Below are 17,550 nucleotides of genomic sequence, written 5' to 3' on the forward strand. Positions count from 1 at the left end.
CTTGGGCGCCGAGGCCCTGCGGGCGCTGCTCGGCCGCGTCCGCTACGAGGTGCTGCCGGCGAAGGCGACCGAGGAGAAAGTCCTCGCCCATGTCCCGCGCGACGTCCAGGTCACGGTCACGGCGTCGCCGGTCAAGGGTCTGGAGCCGACCCTCGCCCTCACTGAGCGGCTCACCGCGCACGGCTTCCGCGTCGTCCCGCACGTGCCCGCACGGCTGCTGCGGGACGACACGCACCTGAAGGACGTCGCCGAGCGGCTGCGTGCGGCGGGGGTCGACGACGTGTTCGTGCCGGCGGGGGACGCCGATCCGCCGGCCGGGCCGTACGACGCGGCCCTGCCGGTGCTGCGCCGGCTCGGCGAGCTGGGCAGGCCCTTCGCGGAGACGGGGATCACCGGCTATCCGGAGAGCCATCCGCTCATCCACGACGACACCACCGTCCAGGCGATGTGGGACAAGCGCGCGCACGCCACGTACATCGTCAGCAACCTGTGCTTCGACCCGCGCGTGCTCGGCCGTTGGATCGCCCGGATCAGGCGCCGGGACGTCATGCTGCCCCTGTACGTCGGGGTCGCCGGGCCGGTGCAGCGGGCCAAACTGCTGTCCATGGCGACGAAGATCGGCGTGGGGGAGTCGACGCGCTTCCTGACCCGGCACCCGTCGTGGTTCCTGCGGTTCGCGACGCCGGGCGGGTACGCGCCCGAGAGACTGCTCACGCGCGCGGCGGAGACGCTCACGGCGCCTTCGGCGGCGGTGGCGGGCCTGCACCTGTTCACCTTCAACCAGATCGCGGAGACCGAGAGCTGGCGCCGCGCACTGCTCGACAGGCTCGGCTGAGCCCGGACAGCCGTATGTGCCGGCAGCCGTATACAACAGCCGTGTACGAACGCCGGGCGGGGCCGGAACCCCGGAGGTTCCGGCCCCGCCCGTTCGGCAGGGTGCTCAGCGGAAGACCACCGTGCGGTTGCCGTCCACCATCACGCGGCTCTCGGTGTGCCACTTCACCGCGCGGGCCAGGACCTGGGCCTCCACGTCGCGGCCGACCGTGACGAGTTCGTCGGGGTCGAGGGAGTGGTCCACCCGGACCACGTCCTGCTCGATGATCTGGCCCTCGTCCAGATCCGGCGTCACATAGTGGGCCGTCGCGCCGACCAGCTTCACGCCGCGCTCGTACGCCTGCTGGTAGGGCTTCGCGCCCTTGAAGCTCGGCAGGAAGGAGTGGTGGATGTTGATGGCGCGGCCCTCCAGCTCCTTGCACAGGTCGTCGGAGAGCACCTGCATGTAGCGGGCCAGGACCACGAGGTCGACGTCCAGCTCCCGGACCAGCTCCAGCAGGTGCGCCTCGGCCTCGGACTTGGTCTCCTTGGTCACCGGGACGTGGTGGAAGGGGATGCCGTAGGTCTCCGCGAGGGCCTCGAAGTCCCGGTGGTTGGAGACGATGGCCGGGATCTCGATGTTGAGGGCGCCGGTGCGGCGGCGGAAGAGCAGGTCGTTGAGGCAGTGACCGAACTTCGAGACCATGATCAGCGTCCGGGTCGGCGTCGCGGCGTCCTGGAGGGTCCAGGAGATGCCGTGGGCCTCGGCGACGGGGCCGAAGCGGTAACGCAGTTGTTCCAGGGTGATGTCCGGATCGGACACATCGAAGTGGACCCTCATGAAGAAACGGTCCTGAAGGCGGTCGTCGAACTGCTGGCTCTGCAGGATGTTGCCCGAGTTCCTGACGAGGAAGCCGCTCACGGCATGGACCAGTCCGGCCCTGTCCGGGCACGAGAAAGTGAGGACGTACTCGTCGCCGGGTTGCGGTCGAGGGGACATGCGCAGGCCTCCGTCGATGCGTAATGCACAACACGATGAGCAATACGCAACATGGTTGGGGTGAAGGCGGTCGGGGGTCAAGACCGGGGACGTTCGTCCCTTGTGAAAACGGCGGGACCTCTTGACGTACGTCGGCCCTTCGGTCAGGGTTCCCCCACAAGCAATTCGATGCGCTATGCGCAACGAAACGGTCGAAGGGCTCCGCGCGTGGCAGACCTGTATGTGGACGGAGAATGGCGCGAGGCGGTGGCCGGAGGCCACCGGGAGATCCGCTGTCCCGCCGACGGCACGCCGGTCGCGACCGTGTCCGAGGGCACACGCGCCGACACCGAGGCCGCGATCGCCGCGGCCCGGCGCGCCTTCGACAAAGGCCCCTGGCCGCGCACCCCCGAGCGCGAGCGCGGCGCCCTGCTGCTGCGCACCGCCGACATCCTCGAGCGCGACGCCAAGGAGTTCGCCCGCGCCGAGTCGCTCGACACCGGCAAGCGCCTGGTCGAGAGCGAGTACGACATCGCCGACGTCGTCTCCTGCTTCCGCTACTACGGCGGCATCGCCGGCACCAGCGCCGGCCGGGTGGTCGACACCGGGCGCGAGGACGCCCTCAGCCGGGTCACCTACGAACCCGTCGGTGTCTGCGGACTGATCACCCCCTGGAACTACCCGCTGCTGCAGGCGTCCTGGAAGGTCGCCCCGGCCCTCCTCGCGGGCAACACCATCGTGCTCAAGCCCAGCGAGCTCACGCCCTCCACCTCGATCCTGCTGATGAAGGCGCTCGAGGAGGCCGGGCTCCCGGCCGGCGCGGCCAACCTCGTCCTGGGCGCCGGAGCGGAGGTCGGCGCACCCCTGTCGGAGCACCCGGCCGTCGACATGGTGTCGTTCACCGGGGGCCTCGGGACGGGGCGCCGCATCATGGCCACCGCCGCCGCGACGGTCAAGAAGGTCGCCCTGGAACTCGGCGGCAAGAACCCCAACGTCGTCTTCGCCGACGCCGACTTCGACACGGCGGTCGACTTCGCGCTCACCGCCGTCTTCCTGCATTCCGGGCAGGTCTGCTCGGCCGGCGCCCGTCTGATCGTCGAGGACTCCCTGCACGACGCCTTCGTCGACGAGATCGTGCGCCGCGCACGGCTGATACGCCTCGGCGGCCCGTTCGACCCCCAGGCGGAGACCGGGGCGCTGATCTCCGCACAGCACCTGGAGAAGGTCGAGGCGTACGTCGCCGCGGGGCTCGCCGAGGGCGCCGTACTGCGCTGCGGCGGCGAGCGCCCCGACGACCCCGCGCTGGCGGGCGGCTTCTACTATCCGCCCACCGTCCTCGACGAGTGCCGCCAGGACATGCGCGTGGTGCACGAGGAGTCCTTCGGCCCCGTGCTCACCGTCGAGCGCTTCCGTGACGAGGAAGACGCCGTCCGCATCGCCAACGACACGGAGTACGGACTCGCCGGCGCCGTCTGGGCGCAGGACGCCGGCAAGGCCCAGCGGGTCGCCCGCCGGCTGCGCCACGGCACGGTCTGGATCAACGACTACCACCCCTATGTGCCGCAAGCGGAATGGGGTGGCTTCGGGCACTCGGGCGTGGGCCGGGAGCTGGGACCGACCGGCCTCGACGAATACCGAGAGCCAAAGCACGTCTGGCAGAACATCCAACCCCGGCCGCAGCACTGGTTCCGCGGCTGAACGCCGAAAAGAGGTCGATCGTGACCCCCACACAGACCGAGGTGCCGCAGCGGCGCGGCACGTCCCAGGACCCCCAGGACCGGACCCCGGTCATCTCCGTGCGCCGGCTGTGGAAGGTGTTCGGGCCGAAGGCCGACCAGGTGCCGGACTCCGAGGAACTGTGCGGGCTGACCCGCCGCGAGCTCATGGACCGCACCGGGTGCACCGCCGCCGTCCGCGACGTGAACTTCGACGTGTCGCCCGGCGAGGTCTTCGTCGTCATGGGCCTGTCCGGCTCCGGCAAGTCCACCCTGGTGCGATGTCTGACCCGGCTGATCGAACCCACCGCCGGGGAGATCGTCTTCGAGGGCGACGACATCCGTGGCGCCGACGCCAGGCGGCTGCGCGAACTGCGGCGCAGCAAGTTCTCCATGGTCTTCCAGCACTTCGGCCTGCTGCCGCACCGCAGGGTCGTCGACAACGTGGCGTTCGGCCTGGAGATCCGGGGCATGGGCAAGGCCGAGCGGACCAGGCGCGCTCTGGAGGTCGTGGAACTGGTGGGCCTGGCCGGATACGAGAACTCCTATCCCGACCAGCTCTCCGGCGGCATGCAGCAGCGTGTCGGCCTCGCCCGCGCCCTCGCGGGCGACCCCGACGTCCTCTTCTTCGACGAGCCGTTCTCCGCCCTCGACCCGCTGATCCGCCGCGACATGCAGAGCGAGGTCATCCGCCTGCACCACGAGGTCGGCAAGACCATGGTGTTCATCACCCACGACCTCTCCGAGGCCCTGAAGCTGGGCGACCGCATCCTGATCATGCGCGACGGCAAGATGGTCCAGTGCGGCACCGGCGACGAACTCGTCGGCGCCCCAGCCGACGACTACGTACGGGACTTCGTCAAGGACGTGCCGCGCGGGGACGTCCTGACCCTGCGCTGGATCATGCGCCCCGCGCAGCCCGACGACGCACTCGACGGCCCCGAACTGGGCCCGGACGTCGTGGTGCGTGAGGCCACCCGGGCGGTGCTGGCGGCCGAGAAGCCGGTCAAGGTGGTCGAGGGCGGCAAGCTGCTCGGCATCGTCGGCGACGAGGAGATCCTCTCCGTCGTCGCCGGGCAGGAAGGCGGTGCGTGATGGCCGTCGCCGCCGACGCGGCCGCGCCGGTCGCGACCGTACGCAGAAAGGTCGGCCGTCCCATGGTGGTGGCGGCGATCCTGATCGCCTGGGTGGCGCTCTTCGCCGTGCTGCGCGGCCGGCAGACGCTGGCCCTCGCCGCGGCCGACCTCACCGGCCTGCACCGCTGGTTGAACGACGTCAACGACAGCATCGGCGCCAACCGCAACTCCAACCCGCTCTTCCTGTACTTCTTCAACGAGATCCGCCTGGCCATCGACAACCTGGTGACCTTCGTCCAGTCCCTGATCTCGCAGCCCACCGGCGGCCGCCCGGTCCCGCAGATCGGGTGGCTCGGCGTCGTCGGCCTCACCGGCTACCTCTCCTGGGCCGTGGGCAACTGGCGGGTCGCCCTGCTGGCCGTGGCCGGCTTCACCTTCTTCGGGCTGCAGGGGCTGTGGCAGGAGAGCATGGACACCCTGGCGCTGACCCTGTCGGCCGTCCTCGTGGCGTTGCTCATCGGCATCCCGCTGGGTGTGTGGGCCGGTCTCTCCGACCGGTTCAACCGGATCATGACGCCGTTCCTGGACTTCATGCAGACGATGCCGACCTTCGTCTACCTCGCCCCGCTGACCCTGGTCTTCCTCATCGGCGGGGCCTCCGCCGTGATCACCACGGTGATCTACGCGGCACCGCCCGCCATCCGCATCACCGCGCACGCCATCCGCTCCGTGCCCGAGACCACCGTCGAGGCGGCGGACTCGCTCGGCACCACGCGGACGCAGCAACTGCTGAAGGTGCTGCTGCCGATGTCCAAGCGCACGGTGGTCATGGGCGTCAACCAGACCATCATGGCCGCCCTGGCCATGGTGACCATCGCCGCCCTGATCGACGCGCCCGGGCTCGGCAAGACCGTCGTCCAGGCCCTGCAGTCGCTCGACGTCGGCACCGCCTTCAACGCCGGCCTCGCCATCGTCGTCATGGCCATCGTCCTCGACCGGGTCACCACGGCGGCTGCAGCGCGCACCGAGGCGGCCCGCCGCACGGGCGGCCACCTCCTCAAGTGGCGCCGGCCGCTGCTGGTGGCCGGCGGGATCACGGCAGCGGTCCTGGTCTATCTGTCCCACACCTACCTCTGGGCGGCCGATTTCCCCGGCAACGGCAGCACCGGCAGTCACATCGCGAGCGCGGCCGACACCACGACCACCTGGCTGCAGGACCATCTCTCGGGCCTGACGAACGCGCTTCGGGACGTCATCACCAACGGCCTGCTCAACCCGTTCCAGACGCTGCTCACCGACTCCCCGTGGTGGCTCGTCGGCGTCACCCTGGTCGCGCTCGGCGCGGTGCTCGGCGGCTGGCGCGCCGGGGCGACGGCCGCCGTGTGCGTCGGGCTGCTCGTCGGCACGGGTCTGTGGTCGGACGGCATGACGACCCTCGCCTCCACCGCCGTGGCCACGGTGCTGGTCATGCTGCTCGGTGTCGTCTTCGGCGTGTGGATGGGACGCAGCCTGCTCGTGGACCGGCTGGTGCGGCCCACCCTGGACGCCGCACAGGTGATGCCGCCGTTCGTCTATCTCGTGCCGTTCCTGGCCCTCTTCGGCGCCACCCGCTTCACCGCGATCGTCGCAGCCGTCGTCTACGCGGCACCCGTCGCGATCAAGATCATTGCGGACGGTGTGCGGAACGTGTCCGAGTCCACCGTGGAGGCGGCCACCTCGGCCGGGTGCAACACCTGGCAGATCATCACCAAGGTTCAGCTGCCGATGGCACGCAGCGCCCTGACTCTCGCGACCAACCAGGGGCTGATCTACGTGCTGTCGATGGTTGTGGTGGGCGGCCTGGTAGGGGCCGGCGCCCTCGGCTACGACGTCGTGGCCGGATTCTCTCAAGGAGAGCTGTACGGCAAGGGGCTGGCGGCGGGACTCGCCATCGTACTGCTCGGAGTCATGTTCGACCGGATCACTCAGGCTGCGGCGCGACGCACCAGGGCATAAGGAGCACGACACCATGGCAAGACACTGGCAAGCCGGCGCGGCCGGCCTGGCCGTCCTCGGCCTCACCCTCACGGCGTGCGCAGGGGCGAAGGTCGGCGACAGCTCCTCCGCGGGCGCGAAGTCCTCGGGCGGCAAGTGCGGCACGTTCAACCTGGCCGTCAACCCGTGGGTGGGCTACGAGGCGGACGCGGCGGTCGTCGCGTACGTCGCGCAGCACGATCTCGGCTGTACGGTCCACAAGAAGGATCTGAAGGAGGAGATCGCCTGGCAGGGCTTCGGGACCGGCGAGGTCGACGCCGTCCTGGAGAACTGGGGCCACGACGATCTGAAGAAGAAGTACATCACCGAGCAGAAGACCGCCGTCGAGGCCGGGCAGACGGGCAACAAGGGCGTCATCGGCTGGTTCGTGCCGCCGTGGCTGGCCAAGGCGCACCCGGACATCACCGACTGGAAGAACCTCGACAAGTACGCCGACAAGTTCAAGACCTCCGAGTCGGGCGGCAAGGGCCAGCTGCTCGACGGCGACCCGTCCTATGTCACCAACGACGCGGCGCTGGTGAAGAACCTGAAGCTGAACTTCAAGGTGGTGTACGCAGGCAGCGAGACCGCGCTCATCCAGGCGTTCCGGACCGCCGAGAAGAACAAGCAGTGGATGATCGGGTACTTCTACGAGCCGCAGTGGTTCATGTCCGAGGTGCCGCTGGTCAAGGTGAACCTGCCGGCGTACAAGACGGGCTGTGACGCGGATGCGGCCAAGGTGGCGTGCGACTACCCCGTCTACAACCTGGACAAGATCGTCAGCGCGAGCTTCGCGAAGTCCGGCAGCCCCGCGTACAACCTGGTGAAGAACTTCAACTGGACGAACGACGACCAGAACACCGTGGCCAAGTACATCGCGGTGGACAAGATGTCCGACGACGCGGCGGCCAAGAAGTGGGTCGACGCCAACCGCGACAAGGTCGACGCCTGGCTGAAGTAGTCGAGCCCGGACGAGCAGGTCGAGCACGCCCGGCGGGCGGTGCGCACAGGCGCGCACCGCCCGCCGGGCATTGCCGTGTTTCGGGCTGTTTTCCGACGTCACGCACCCCTTGACACCCCTCATCGGCGACAGGCACATTGAGTTGCGCAGCCTGAATCGAGTTGCGCACACAGCAACTGAACCGGTTTCAAGTTCGGAGGTTGGGCGATGGCGGGACCCCGAGTGGTCATCATCGGAGCGGGCGTCGTGGGAGCGGCCCTCGCCGACGAGATCTCCGCACGCGGCTGGACCGAGGTGACCGTGGTCGACCAGGGCCCCCTCCCGGCCACCGGGGGATCCTCCTCGCACGCCCCGGGCCTCGTCTTCCAGACGAACCCCTCGAAGACCATGACGGAGCTGGCCCGCTACACCGTCGAGAAGTTCTGCTCCCTGGACGTCGACGGCAAGCCCTGCTTCCTCCAGGTCGGCGGCCTGGAAGTGGCGACGACCCCCGAGCGCCTCGCCGAACTCCACCGCCGCCACGGCTGGATCACCGCCTGGGGCATCGAGGCGCGCCTGCTGACCGCCGACGAGTGCGTGGAGCAGCACCCGCTGGTCGACCGCGACAAGGTCCTCGGAGGTCTCCTGGTCCCCACCGACGGCCTCGCCAAGGCCGTCCTCGCCGTCGAGGCGCAGATCCGCCGGGCCACCGAGCGCGGCGTGCGCTTCCTCGCCCGCCACGAAGTCCTCGACGTGCGGCAGAGCGAGGGCCGGGTGACCGGCGTGCTGACCGACCGGGGAGAGATCCCCGCCGACGTCGTCGTGTGCTGCGCCGGCATCTGGGGCCCGAAGATCGCCCGCATGGTCGGGATGAACCTGCCACTCACCCCGCTCGCCCACCAGCTGGCCTGGACCGGCCCGATTCCCGCCCTCGCCGGCCAGACCCAGGAAGCGGTCCGCCCGATCCTGCGTCACCAGGACGCCGACCTCTACTACCGCGACCGCTTCGACGGCATCGGCATCGGTTACTACGGCCACCGCCCCATGCCCGTCTCCGCCGACGACATCCTCTCCGTGGACGAGGCCGAACAGATGCCCTCGGTCCTGAAGTTCACCGAGGACGACTTCGAGGACGCCTGGACCGAGACCCAGTCGCTGCTCCCCGCGACCCGCGAGGCCAAGGTCGAGGAGGGCATCAACGGCCTGTTCTCCTTCACCACCGACGGCTACCCGCTGCTGGGTGAGTCCCCGGACGTCAAGGGCTTCTGGGTCGCGGAGGCCGTGTGGGTCACCCACTCCGCGGGCGTCGGCCGGGCCGTCGCCGAATGGCTGGTCGACGGCTACTGCTCCTCCTTCGACCTGCACGAGTGCGACGTCAACCGCTTCGAGCCGCACCAGCTCTCCCCGGAGTACGTCCTTGCCCGGGACTGCCAGAACTTCGTCGAGGTGTACGACATCCTCCACCCCCTCCAGCCCTCGGGCAGGCCGCGCCCGATCCGCACCAGCCCCTTCCACGCCCGCCAGCGGGAACACGGCGCGTTCTTCCTGGAAGCGAACGGCTGGGAGCGCCCCCAGTGGTACGAGGCCAACGCCTCGCTCGTCGAAGGCCGCTCCATCCCCACGCCCAACGACTGGGCCGCGCAGTACTGGTCGCCCATCGTCGGCGCCGAGGCCCAGGTCACCCGAGAGACGGTCGCCCTGTACGACATGACGGCCCTCAAGCGCCTGGAGGTCAGCGGCCCCGGGGCGGCCGACTTCCTGGAGGGCCTCGTCACCGGCAAGGTCGCCAAGTCCGTCGGCTCGGTGACGTACACGCTGCTGTTGGACCACGACGGCGGCATCCGCAGCGACATCACCGTCGCCCGCCTGGCCCGCGACCTCTTCCAGGTCGGCGCCAACGGCAACCTGGACCTCGACTGGTTCACCCGCCACCTCCCCGCCGACGGCACGGTCCAGGTCCGCGACATCACCGCCGGCACCTGTTGCATCGGCCTGTGGGGCCCGCTGGCCCGCAAGGTGCTCCAGCCCCTCACCGACGACGACTTCTCGGGCGAGGGCCTGAAGTACTTCCGCGCCAAGCGCGCCCACATCGGCTCCGTCCCCGTCACCGCGATGCGCCTCAGTTACGTCGGCGAACTGGGCTGGGAGCTGTACACCACCGCCGACCTGGGCCAGAAGCTGTGGGACACCCTGTGGGCGGCGGCCGAACCGCTGGGCGGCATCGTCGCCGGCCGCGGCGCCTTCAACAGCCTGCGCCTGGAGAAGGGCTACCGCTCCTTCGGCACCGACATGACCTACGAGCACGATCCCTACGAGGCCGGCGTCGGCTTCGCCGTCAAGCTCGACAAGGGCGACTTCATCGGCAAGGCCGCACTGGAGCGCCGCAAGGCGGACGTACGGCGGAAGCTGACCTGCCTCACCATCGACGACCCGCACTCGGTCGTCATGGGCAAGGAGCCGGTGTACGACGGCGACCGCGCCGCCGGCTACGTCACCAGCGCCGCCTACGGCTACACGATCGGCAAGGGCATCGCCTACGCCTGGCTGCCGGCCGAGCTCGCCACCCCCGGCACCACGGTCCACATCGGCTACTTCGACCAGCGCGTCGAGGCGGTCGTCGCCGAGGAGCCCCTGTTCGACCCGACCATGTCCCGACTTCGTGGCTGACCGTGGGGAAGAGGTATCGCCGGTGACCGCACAACTGCTGGACGGCAAGGCGACCGCGGCCGCCATCCGTCGCGAACTCGCCGAGCGCGTGGCCAAGTCGTCCGCCGCAACCGGCCGCCCGCCGGGTCTCGGCACGGTCCTGGTCGGCGACGACCCGGGCAGCCGCGCCTACGTCGCCGGAAAGCACCGCGACTGCGCGCAGATCCAAGTCGCCTCCCTTCGCCGCGAGCTGCCCGCCGACGCGACCCAGCGGCAGGTCGAGGACGTCATCGACGAACTCAACGCCGACCCCGCCTGCACCGGCTACATCGTCCAACTCCCGCTCCCACGCCACCTGGACTCGGGCGCCGTCCTCACGCGCATGGACCCCGCCAAGGACGCCGACGGACTGCACCCGGTCAACCTCGGCCGGCTCGTCCTCGGCGTCGACGCCCCCCTGCCCTGCACCCCGCGCGGCATCGTCGAACTGCTCCGCCGGTACGAGGTCCCGCTCGCCGGAGCACGCGTGTGCGTGATCGGCCGGGGCATCACGGTCGGACGGCCGATCGGGCTCCTGCTCACCCGCAGGTCCGAGAACGCCACCGTGACCCTGTGCCACACCGGAACCAGGGGCCTGGCCTGGCACGTACGCGAGGCGGACATCGTCGTCGCCGCGGCCGGCTCGCCCGGACTGATCACCAAGGACATGCTGCGCCCCGGCGCGGCCGTCCTGGACGTCGGCATCACCCGCACCGAGCACGGGCTCGTCGGCGACGTCCACCCGGAGGCCGCCCAGGTCGCCGGATGGCTCGCGCCGATGCCCGGGGGAGTGGGACCCATGACCCGGGCGATGCTGCTCGCCAACGTCGTCGAGGCCGCCGAGAGGAACGCGAACACCGTATGAACGTGCTGAACACCCCGCTGGCGGAGCTGGACCCCGAGGTCCACGCCGCCCTCGGCGCCGAGCTGCACCGCCAGCAGTCCACCCTCGAGATGATCGCCTCCGAGAACTTCGCGCCCTCCGCCGTCATGGAGGCACAGGGCTCGGTCGCGACCAACAAGTACGCGGAGGGCTACCCCGGCCGCCGCTACTACGGCGGCTGCGAACACGTCGACGTCACCGAACGCCTGGCCATCGAGCGCGTCAAGTCCCTGTTCGGCGCGGGCTTCGCCAACGTCCAGCCCCACTCGGGCGCGCAGGCGAACACGGCGGTCTTCTTCGCCCTCCTCCAGCCCGGCGACACCATCCTCGGTCTCGACCTCGCGCACGGCGGTCACCTCACCCACGGCATGCGCATCAACTACAGCGGCAAGATGCTCAATGTCGTGCCGTACCACGTCTCCGAGGCGGACAACCTCGTCGACATGGACGAGGTGGAGCGGCTCGCCAAGGAACACCGCCCCAAGATGATCATCGCGGGCTGGTCGGCGTACCCGAGGCAGCTGGACTTCGCGGCCTTCCGCCGCATCGCCGACGAGGTCGGTGCCCTCCTCATGGTCGACATGGCGCACTTCGCGGGCCTGGTCGCCGCCGGACTGCACCCCAGCCCCGTCCCGCACGCGCACGTGGTCACCACCACCACGCACAAGACGCTCGGCGGTCCCCGCGGCGGAGTGATCCTGACCAACGACGCCGACCTCGCCAAGAAGATCAACTCGGCGGTGTTCCCCGGCATGCAGGGCGGCCCCCTGGAGCACGTCATCGCCGCGAAGGCGGTCTCCTTCAAGGTCGCCGCCTCGCCCGAGTTCGCCGAACGCCAGGCCCGCACACTGACCGGCGCCCGCATCCTCGCCGAGCGCCTCACACAGCCCGACGCGGCCGCCGCCGGAGTGAAGGTGCTGACGGGCGGCACGGACGTCCACCTCGTCCTCGTCGACCTGCGTGAGTCCGAACTCGACGGAAAGCGGGCCGAAGACGTCCTTCACGAGATCGGCATCACCGTCAACCGCAACGCCGTCCCCTTCGACCCGCGCCCGCCCATGGTCACCTCCGGCCTGCGCATCGGCACCCCGGCGCTCGCCACCCGGGGCTTCACCGAGGAGGACTTCACGGAGGTCGCCGACGTCATCGCGCTCGCCCTCCAGCCCGAGCCGGACGTGGCCGCGCTGCGCGCCCGCACAGCCGCCCTGGCCGCCGAGCACCCGCTCTACCCGCACCTTTCCGGTCCTTCAGGAGACGTCCGATGAGCCCCCGCACCCCCGGCGCCGACCTCCCCGACCACCCCGACCGGCTGTGGCGCAGCCCCGAGCCCAGGCGGTCGTACGACGTGGTGATCGTCGGCGGCGGCGGGCACGGCCTGGCCACCGCCCACTACCTGGCGAAGAACCACGGCATCGCCAACGTCGCGGTCCTGGAGAAGGGCTGGCTCGCGGGCGGCAACATGGCCCGCAACACCACGATCATCCGCTCCAACTACCTCTGGGACGAGAGCGCCGGCATCTACGAGCACGCCCTCAAACTCTGGGAAGGGCTGGAGGAGGAGCTCGACTACCCGATCCTCTTCTCCCAGCGCGGCGTGCTGAACCTCGCCCACAGCCTGCAGGACGTCCGCGACAGCGTGCGCCGGGTGGAGGCCAACCGGCTCAACGGCGTCGACGCCGAATGGCTGGACGCGCAAGCGGTCAAAGAGGTCTGCCCGATCGTCAACACCTCGCCCGACGTGCGCTACCCGGTCCTCGGCGGCACCTACCAGCCGCGCGCCGGTATCGCCAAGCACGACTACGTGGCCTGGGGCTTCGCCCGCTCCGCGGACGCCGCCGGCATCGACATCATCCAGAACTGCGAGGTCACCGGCCTCGACGTGGTCGGCGGCCGGGTGGTCGGCGTGCAGACCACGCGCGGCCCGATCGCGGCGGGCAAGGTGGCCCTGTGCTCCGCCGGTCACACCTCGGTCCTCGCCGCCATGGCTGGCATCGAACTCCCGCTGCAGAGCCACCCGTTGCAGGCCCTGGTCTCCGAACTCCTGGAGCCCGTGCACCCGACGGTCGTCATGTCCAACGCCGTCCACGTGTACGTCAGCCAGGCGCACAAGGGCGAGCTGGTGATGGGCGCCGGCATCGACGCGTACAACTCCTACACCCAGCGCGGCGCGTTCCACATCATCGAGGAGCAGATGTCCGCCGCCCTGGAACTCTTCCCGGTCTTCGCCCGCGCCCACGTGCTGCGCACCTGGGGCGGCATCGTCGACGTCAGCCCGGACGCCTCGCCCATCGTCGGCCTCACCCCGGTCGACAACCTCTACCTCAACTGCGGCTGGGGGACGGGCGGCTTCAAGGCCACCCCGGGGGTCGGCTGGGTCTACGCCCACACCATCGCAAACGACACACCCCACCCGCTGAACGCCCCCTTCTCGCTCGACCGTTTCACCACCGGCGCGCTCGTCGACGAGCACGGCGCGGCCGCGGTGGCCCACTAGGGAGCCGAACCATGCTGCTCATTTCCTGCCCGTGGTGCGGGCCCCGTGACGAGGCCGAGTTCCACTACGGTGGCCAGGCCCATGTGCCCTACCCCGAGGACCCGGCGGCCCTCACCGACGAGGAGTGGGCGCGCTACCTGTTCTTCCGCGCCAACCCGAAGGGCCCGTTCGCCGAGCGGTGGAGCCATGCGGCGGGCTGCCGCAAGTGGTTCAACGCGGTACGGGACACGGCGACGAACGAGATCCTTGCGGTGTACCGGGCGGGGGAGCCTCGCCCGGAAGCGGGTGGGCTGCGTCCGGCCGCCACGACGGGGCCGCGCCCGGCCACTGCGCCGGCGCGTCCGGCCACCATCGAGCCACGTTCAGCAACATCAGCCCGTCCGGGGGTACCGCCCCTGGGGGAGCTTGAGGACGAGCCCGAAGGGCGATCCGGGGGTCCGGGGGCGGAGCCCCGGGCGGGGGTCCAGGGGAACGTCCCCCTGGTTTCGGGAAGGGGCGGGGTGGGGGAGGAAAACCAACCGCTCCGCCTCCCCACCGGCGGCCGCGTGAACCGAGACACCCCCCTGACCTTCGTCTTCGACGGCACCGAATACCAGGGCTACCGCGGCGACACCCTCGCCTCCGCCCTCCTCGCCAACGGCCTCATCGCGGCAGCGACCAGCATCAAACTCGGCCGTCCGAGAGGCATCTTCTCGGCCGGCGTCGAAGAACCCAACGCGGTCGTCCAGATCGAGGCCCCCTTCCCCGAGCCCATGCTCCCCGCCACGACCGTCGAGCTCTACGACGGACTGGTCGCGAGCAGCCTCCCCGGCCAGGGCCGCCTCGCCACGGAACCCGACCCCGCCCGCTACGACGCCGTACACGCCCACTGCGACCTGCTGGTCGTCGGCGCAGGCCCCGCCGGCCTCGCAGCCGCAGCGGCGGCGGCGAACAGCGGCGCCCGCGTCATCCTCGCCGACGACCAGCCGGAACTCGGCGGCAGCCTGCTCGGCACCGGCGAACACCTCGACTGGGTGCAGGCGACGCGCGCTCAACTCGAAGCCGTTGCCGAGGTACGCGTCCTGCGCCGCACCACCGTCTTCGGTCACTACGACGACAACCACCTCCTGGCCGTGGAGCGCCGCACCAACCACCTCGGCGCCCAGGCCCCGGACCACGTCTCCCGCGAGCGCGTCTGGCGCATCCGCGCCCGCCGCGTGGTCCTCGCGACCGGCGCCCACGAGCGTTCGCTGGCATTCGGCGACAACGACCGCCCCGGCGTGATGCTGGCCGCCTCGGCCCGGACGTACCTCCACAAGTACGCCGTTCTGCCCGGCCGTCACGCGGTCGTGTTCACCACCAACGACAGCGCCTACGCCACCGCACTCGACCTGGCGGCGGCGGGAGTGGACATCGCGGCGATCGTCGACACCCGCCCCGAGCCGGGGGAGTGGGCCGAACGTGCCCGCACCGCCGGGATCGAGGTGCTGGCCGGACACGCCGTCACCGGCACCGAGGGCGGGGCCCGCCTCACCGCCGTGACGGTTGCCCCGTACGGGGAGCCCGCCGGGCAACGGGAGTTCGCCGTCGACCTGCTCCTGGTCTCCGGCGGCTGGAACCCGGTGGCGCACCTGTTCAGCCAGGCCGGCGGCAAGCTCCGCCACGACGAGGCACTGGGCACGTTCGTTCCCGACAGCTGCCGTCAGGCGGTGGAGGTCGCAGGCAGCGCGAACGGGGCCTTCGAGCTCGTCACGGCTCTCGCGCAGGGCGCGGCGGCCGGCGCCCGCGCGGTCGAGGCGGAGGGATACACCGCCGAGGTGCCGACCCTCCCGGCCGTGGCCGCCCAGCCGCACACCCCGCCCATGCAGGTGTTCACCGTCCCCACCTCCACCGGTGCCCCCCGGTTCGTCGACCTCCAACGCGACGTCACGGTCGACGACCTGGCGCGGGCGACCGGGGCGGGCCTGCGCTCGGTGGAGCACACCAAGCGCTACACCACGGCCGGCACCGGGGGCGACCAGGGCAGGACGGCCGGCGTCCTGGCGAGCGGCGTCGTCGCCGAACTTCTCGGCGTGGACATCTCGGCGCTCGGCCTGCCCACGTTCCGGCCGCCGTTCACCCCCGTCTCCTTCGCCACCCTCGCCGGCCGCGACCGCGGTCCGCTGCACGACCCGATCCGCACCACCGCCCTGCACGCATGGCATGTCGAGCACGGCGCGCTCTTCGAGAACGTCGGCCAGTGGAAGCGGCCCTGGTACTACCCGCAGGACGGCGAGGACATGGAGTCCGCCGTACTGCGCGAGTGCCGCGCCGCCCGCGAGGGCGTGGCCTTCATGGACGCCTCCACCCTCGGCAAGATCGACGTGCAGGGCCCGGACGCCGCGCTCTTCCTCGACCGGCTCTACACCAACATGATGAGCACCCTGAAGGTCGGCATGATCCGCTACGGCGTGATGTGCCGCCTGGACGGCATGGTCTTCGACGACGGCACGGTCATCCGGCTCGCGCAGGACCGCTTCCTGGTCACCACGACCACCGGCAACGCGGCCGCCGTCCTGGACTGGATGGAGGAGTGGCTCCAGACCGAGTGGCCCGAACTACGGGTCCACTGCACCTCGGTCACCGAGCAGTGGGCGACCGTGGCCCTCGTCGGCCCCCGCTCCCGCGAGGTCCTGGGTTCGCTCGCGCCCCGACTGGCCGTGGGCAACGACGACTTCCCGTTCATGGCGTGGCGTGAGACGACCGTCGCCGGCATCGACGCGCGCGTGTGCCGGATCAGCTTCTCCGGCGAACTCGCCTACGAGATCAATGTCTCGCCCTGGGACGCCCTCGCCCTGTGGGAGGCGCTGTACGACGCCGGCGCCCCGTACGGCATCACCCCGTACGGCACCGAGACCATGCACGTCCTGCGCGCCGAGAAGGGCTACCCGATCATCGGCCAGGACACCGACGGCACGGTCACCCCGCAGGACCTCGGCATGAGCTGGGCGGTGTCGAAGAAGAAGCCGGACTTCATCGGCAAGCGCTCCTACGCCCGCGCCGACACCGTGCGCCCCGACCGCAAACACCTCGTCGGTCTCCTCCCCGAGGACCCGGCCGCCTTCCTCCCCGAGGGCACCCACCTGGTCGCCGACAGCGAACTGCCCGCCCCGCCCATCCCGATGCTCGGCCACGTCACCTCCAGCTACCGCAGCGCGGCACTCGGCCGGACCTTCGCACTCGCCCTGATCAAGGGCGGCCGCGACCGCATCGGGGAACGCCTCTACGCACCCGTCGGCGACCGGCTGGTCCCGGTGACCGTCGCCAACCCCGTCCTCTACGACCCCGAGGGAGCCCGCCGCGATGGCTGACACCGCCCTGACCGCACGGCAGCGCAGCCCCCTGGCGCACGCCGCCGACCGCCTGGCCGCCGCGACGCGCTCCTGCGGGGGCGCGGTCCGCCTGGCCGAACTCCCCTTCCTGGCTCAGGTGAACGTCCGCCTCGACGCCAAGAGCCCGGCGGCGGACGCCGTGGGTCTCGCCCTGGGGTGCCAACTGCCCCTGGAGCCGAACACCGTGGTACGGGCCGGCGACCTGACCGCGGTGTGGCTCGGTCCCGACGAATGGCTGCTGGTGGGCCCGCCCGGAACCCAGCGGGAGCTGGAGGGCCGGATCCGTGCGGCGGCCGGAGACGAACCCGTCTCCGTCACCGACGTCTCCGCCCAGCGCACCACTCTCCTGGTCGCCGGACCCCGCGCCCGTGACCTGCTGTCCCACGGCTGCGCCCTGGACCTGCACCCACGCGCCTTCGGCCCCGGTCGCTGCGCCCAGACGACGCTGGCACGTACGCAGGTCGTCCTGGTCGCCCGCGACGAAGCCAGGGCGGGCTTCTGGGTAGTGGTGCGCTCCTCCTTCGCCGGCTACCTGACGGACTGGCTGCTGGACGCGGCCGTGGAATACGGGTGAGCGGCCCTCCCGGACGGTAGGGAGGGAG

The 17,550-nt window shown here is 70.8% G+C and carries 12 protein-coding genes; 11 read left to right on the forward strand and 1 reads right to left on the reverse strand.

The annotated features are described in order from the left end of the window. Position 1: 1 nt before the first annotated feature. Positions 2 to 835, forward strand: coding sequence for a methylenetetrahydrofolate reductase (locus ACZ7L1_RS12575; protein ID WP_471436559.1), 834 nt, complete (start codon positions 2 to 4; stop codon positions 833 to 835). 105 nt (positions 836 to 940) lie between these two features. On the opposite strand, the gene purU is transcribed toward ACZ7L1_RS12575, so the two are convergent. Continuing rightward, positions 941 to 1,813: a formyltetrahydrofolate deformylase gene (purU, locus tag ACZ7L1_RS12580; RefSeq protein WP_471436561.1), complete on the reverse strand. Its 873-nt coding sequence runs from the start codon at positions 1,811 to 1,813 to the stop codon at positions 941 to 943. A gap of 207 nt (positions 1,814 to 2,020) precedes the next feature. Between purU and ACZ7L1_RS12585 the strand changes: the two genes are divergently transcribed. The 10 genes from ACZ7L1_RS12585 to ACZ7L1_RS12630 all read left to right on the forward strand — a co-directional run bounded on the left by ACZ7L1_RS12585 (position 2,021) and on the right by ACZ7L1_RS12630 (position 17,522). Further along, on the forward strand, positions 2,021 to 3,490 hold the full coding sequence (locus tag ACZ7L1_RS12585; protein WP_471436562.1) for an aldehyde dehydrogenase family protein: 1,470 nt from the start codon (positions 2,021 to 2,023) through the stop codon (positions 3,488 to 3,490). A 20-nt stretch (positions 3,491 to 3,510) separates the two neighbouring features. Continuing rightward, the gene (locus ACZ7L1_RS12590; RefSeq protein ID WP_471436564.1) at positions 3,511 to 4,602 is read left to right on the forward strand and encodes a quaternary amine ABC transporter ATP-binding protein; all 1,092 of its coding nucleotides are present in this window, start codon (positions 3,511 to 3,513) and stop codon (positions 4,600 to 4,602) included. Next, positions 4,602 to 6,578, forward strand: a complete 1,977-nt coding sequence (locus ACZ7L1_RS12595; RefSeq protein ID WP_471436566.1) for an ABC transporter permease — start codon at positions 4,602 to 4,604, stop codon at positions 6,576 to 6,578. Before ACZ7L1_RS12590 ends, ACZ7L1_RS12595 begins: the two co-directional genes overlap by 1 nt. Before the next feature lie 13 nt (positions 6,579 to 6,591). After that, positions 6,592 to 7,557: an ABC transporter substrate-binding protein gene (locus ACZ7L1_RS12600; protein ID WP_471436567.1), complete on the forward strand. Its 966-nt coding sequence runs from the start codon at positions 6,592 to 6,594 to the stop codon at positions 7,555 to 7,557. Positions 7,558 to 7,764: 207 nt separating this feature from the next. Then, positions 7,765 to 10,203: a GcvT family protein gene (locus ACZ7L1_RS12605; RefSeq protein ID WP_471436569.1), complete on the forward strand. Its 2,439-nt coding sequence runs from the start codon at positions 7,765 to 7,767 to the stop codon at positions 10,201 to 10,203. A 22-nt stretch (positions 10,204 to 10,225) separates the two neighbouring features. Then, positions 10,226 to 11,086, forward strand: coding sequence for a bifunctional methylenetetrahydrofolate dehydrogenase/methenyltetrahydrofolate cyclohydrolase (locus tag ACZ7L1_RS12610; protein ID WP_471436571.1), 861 nt, complete (start codon positions 10,226 to 10,228; stop codon positions 11,084 to 11,086). After that, entirely contained in the window at positions 11,083 to 12,369 is a 1,287-nt protein-coding gene (gene glyA / locus ACZ7L1_RS12615; RefSeq protein ID WP_471436573.1) for a serine hydroxymethyltransferase, read from the forward strand. Before ACZ7L1_RS12610 ends, glyA begins: the two co-directional genes overlap by 4 nt. Next, positions 12,366 to 13,598 carry a sarcosine oxidase subunit beta family protein gene (locus ACZ7L1_RS12620; protein WP_471436574.1) on the forward strand — a complete coding sequence of 411 codons (1,233 nt, stop codon included), beginning with the start codon at positions 12,366 to 12,368 and terminating at the stop codon, positions 13,596 to 13,598. The genes glyA and ACZ7L1_RS12620 overlap by 4 nt, the downstream gene beginning before the upstream one ends. Positions 13,599 to 13,609: 11 nt before the next feature. Then, complete coding sequence (locus ACZ7L1_RS12625; RefSeq protein WP_471436576.1) at positions 13,610 to 16,927, forward strand: sarcosine oxidase subunit delta family protein; 3,318 nt, start codon at positions 13,610 to 13,612, stop codon at positions 16,925 to 16,927. After that, entirely contained in the window at positions 16,920 to 17,522 is a 603-nt protein-coding gene (locus ACZ7L1_RS12630) for a sarcosine oxidase subunit gamma (RefSeq protein ID WP_471436577.1), read from the forward strand. Before ACZ7L1_RS12625 ends, ACZ7L1_RS12630 begins: the two co-directional genes overlap by 8 nt. The last annotated feature ends 28 nt before the right edge of the window (positions 17,523 to 17,550 follow it).

This window comes from Streptomyces sp. NPDC107546 (assembly GCF_055639175.1).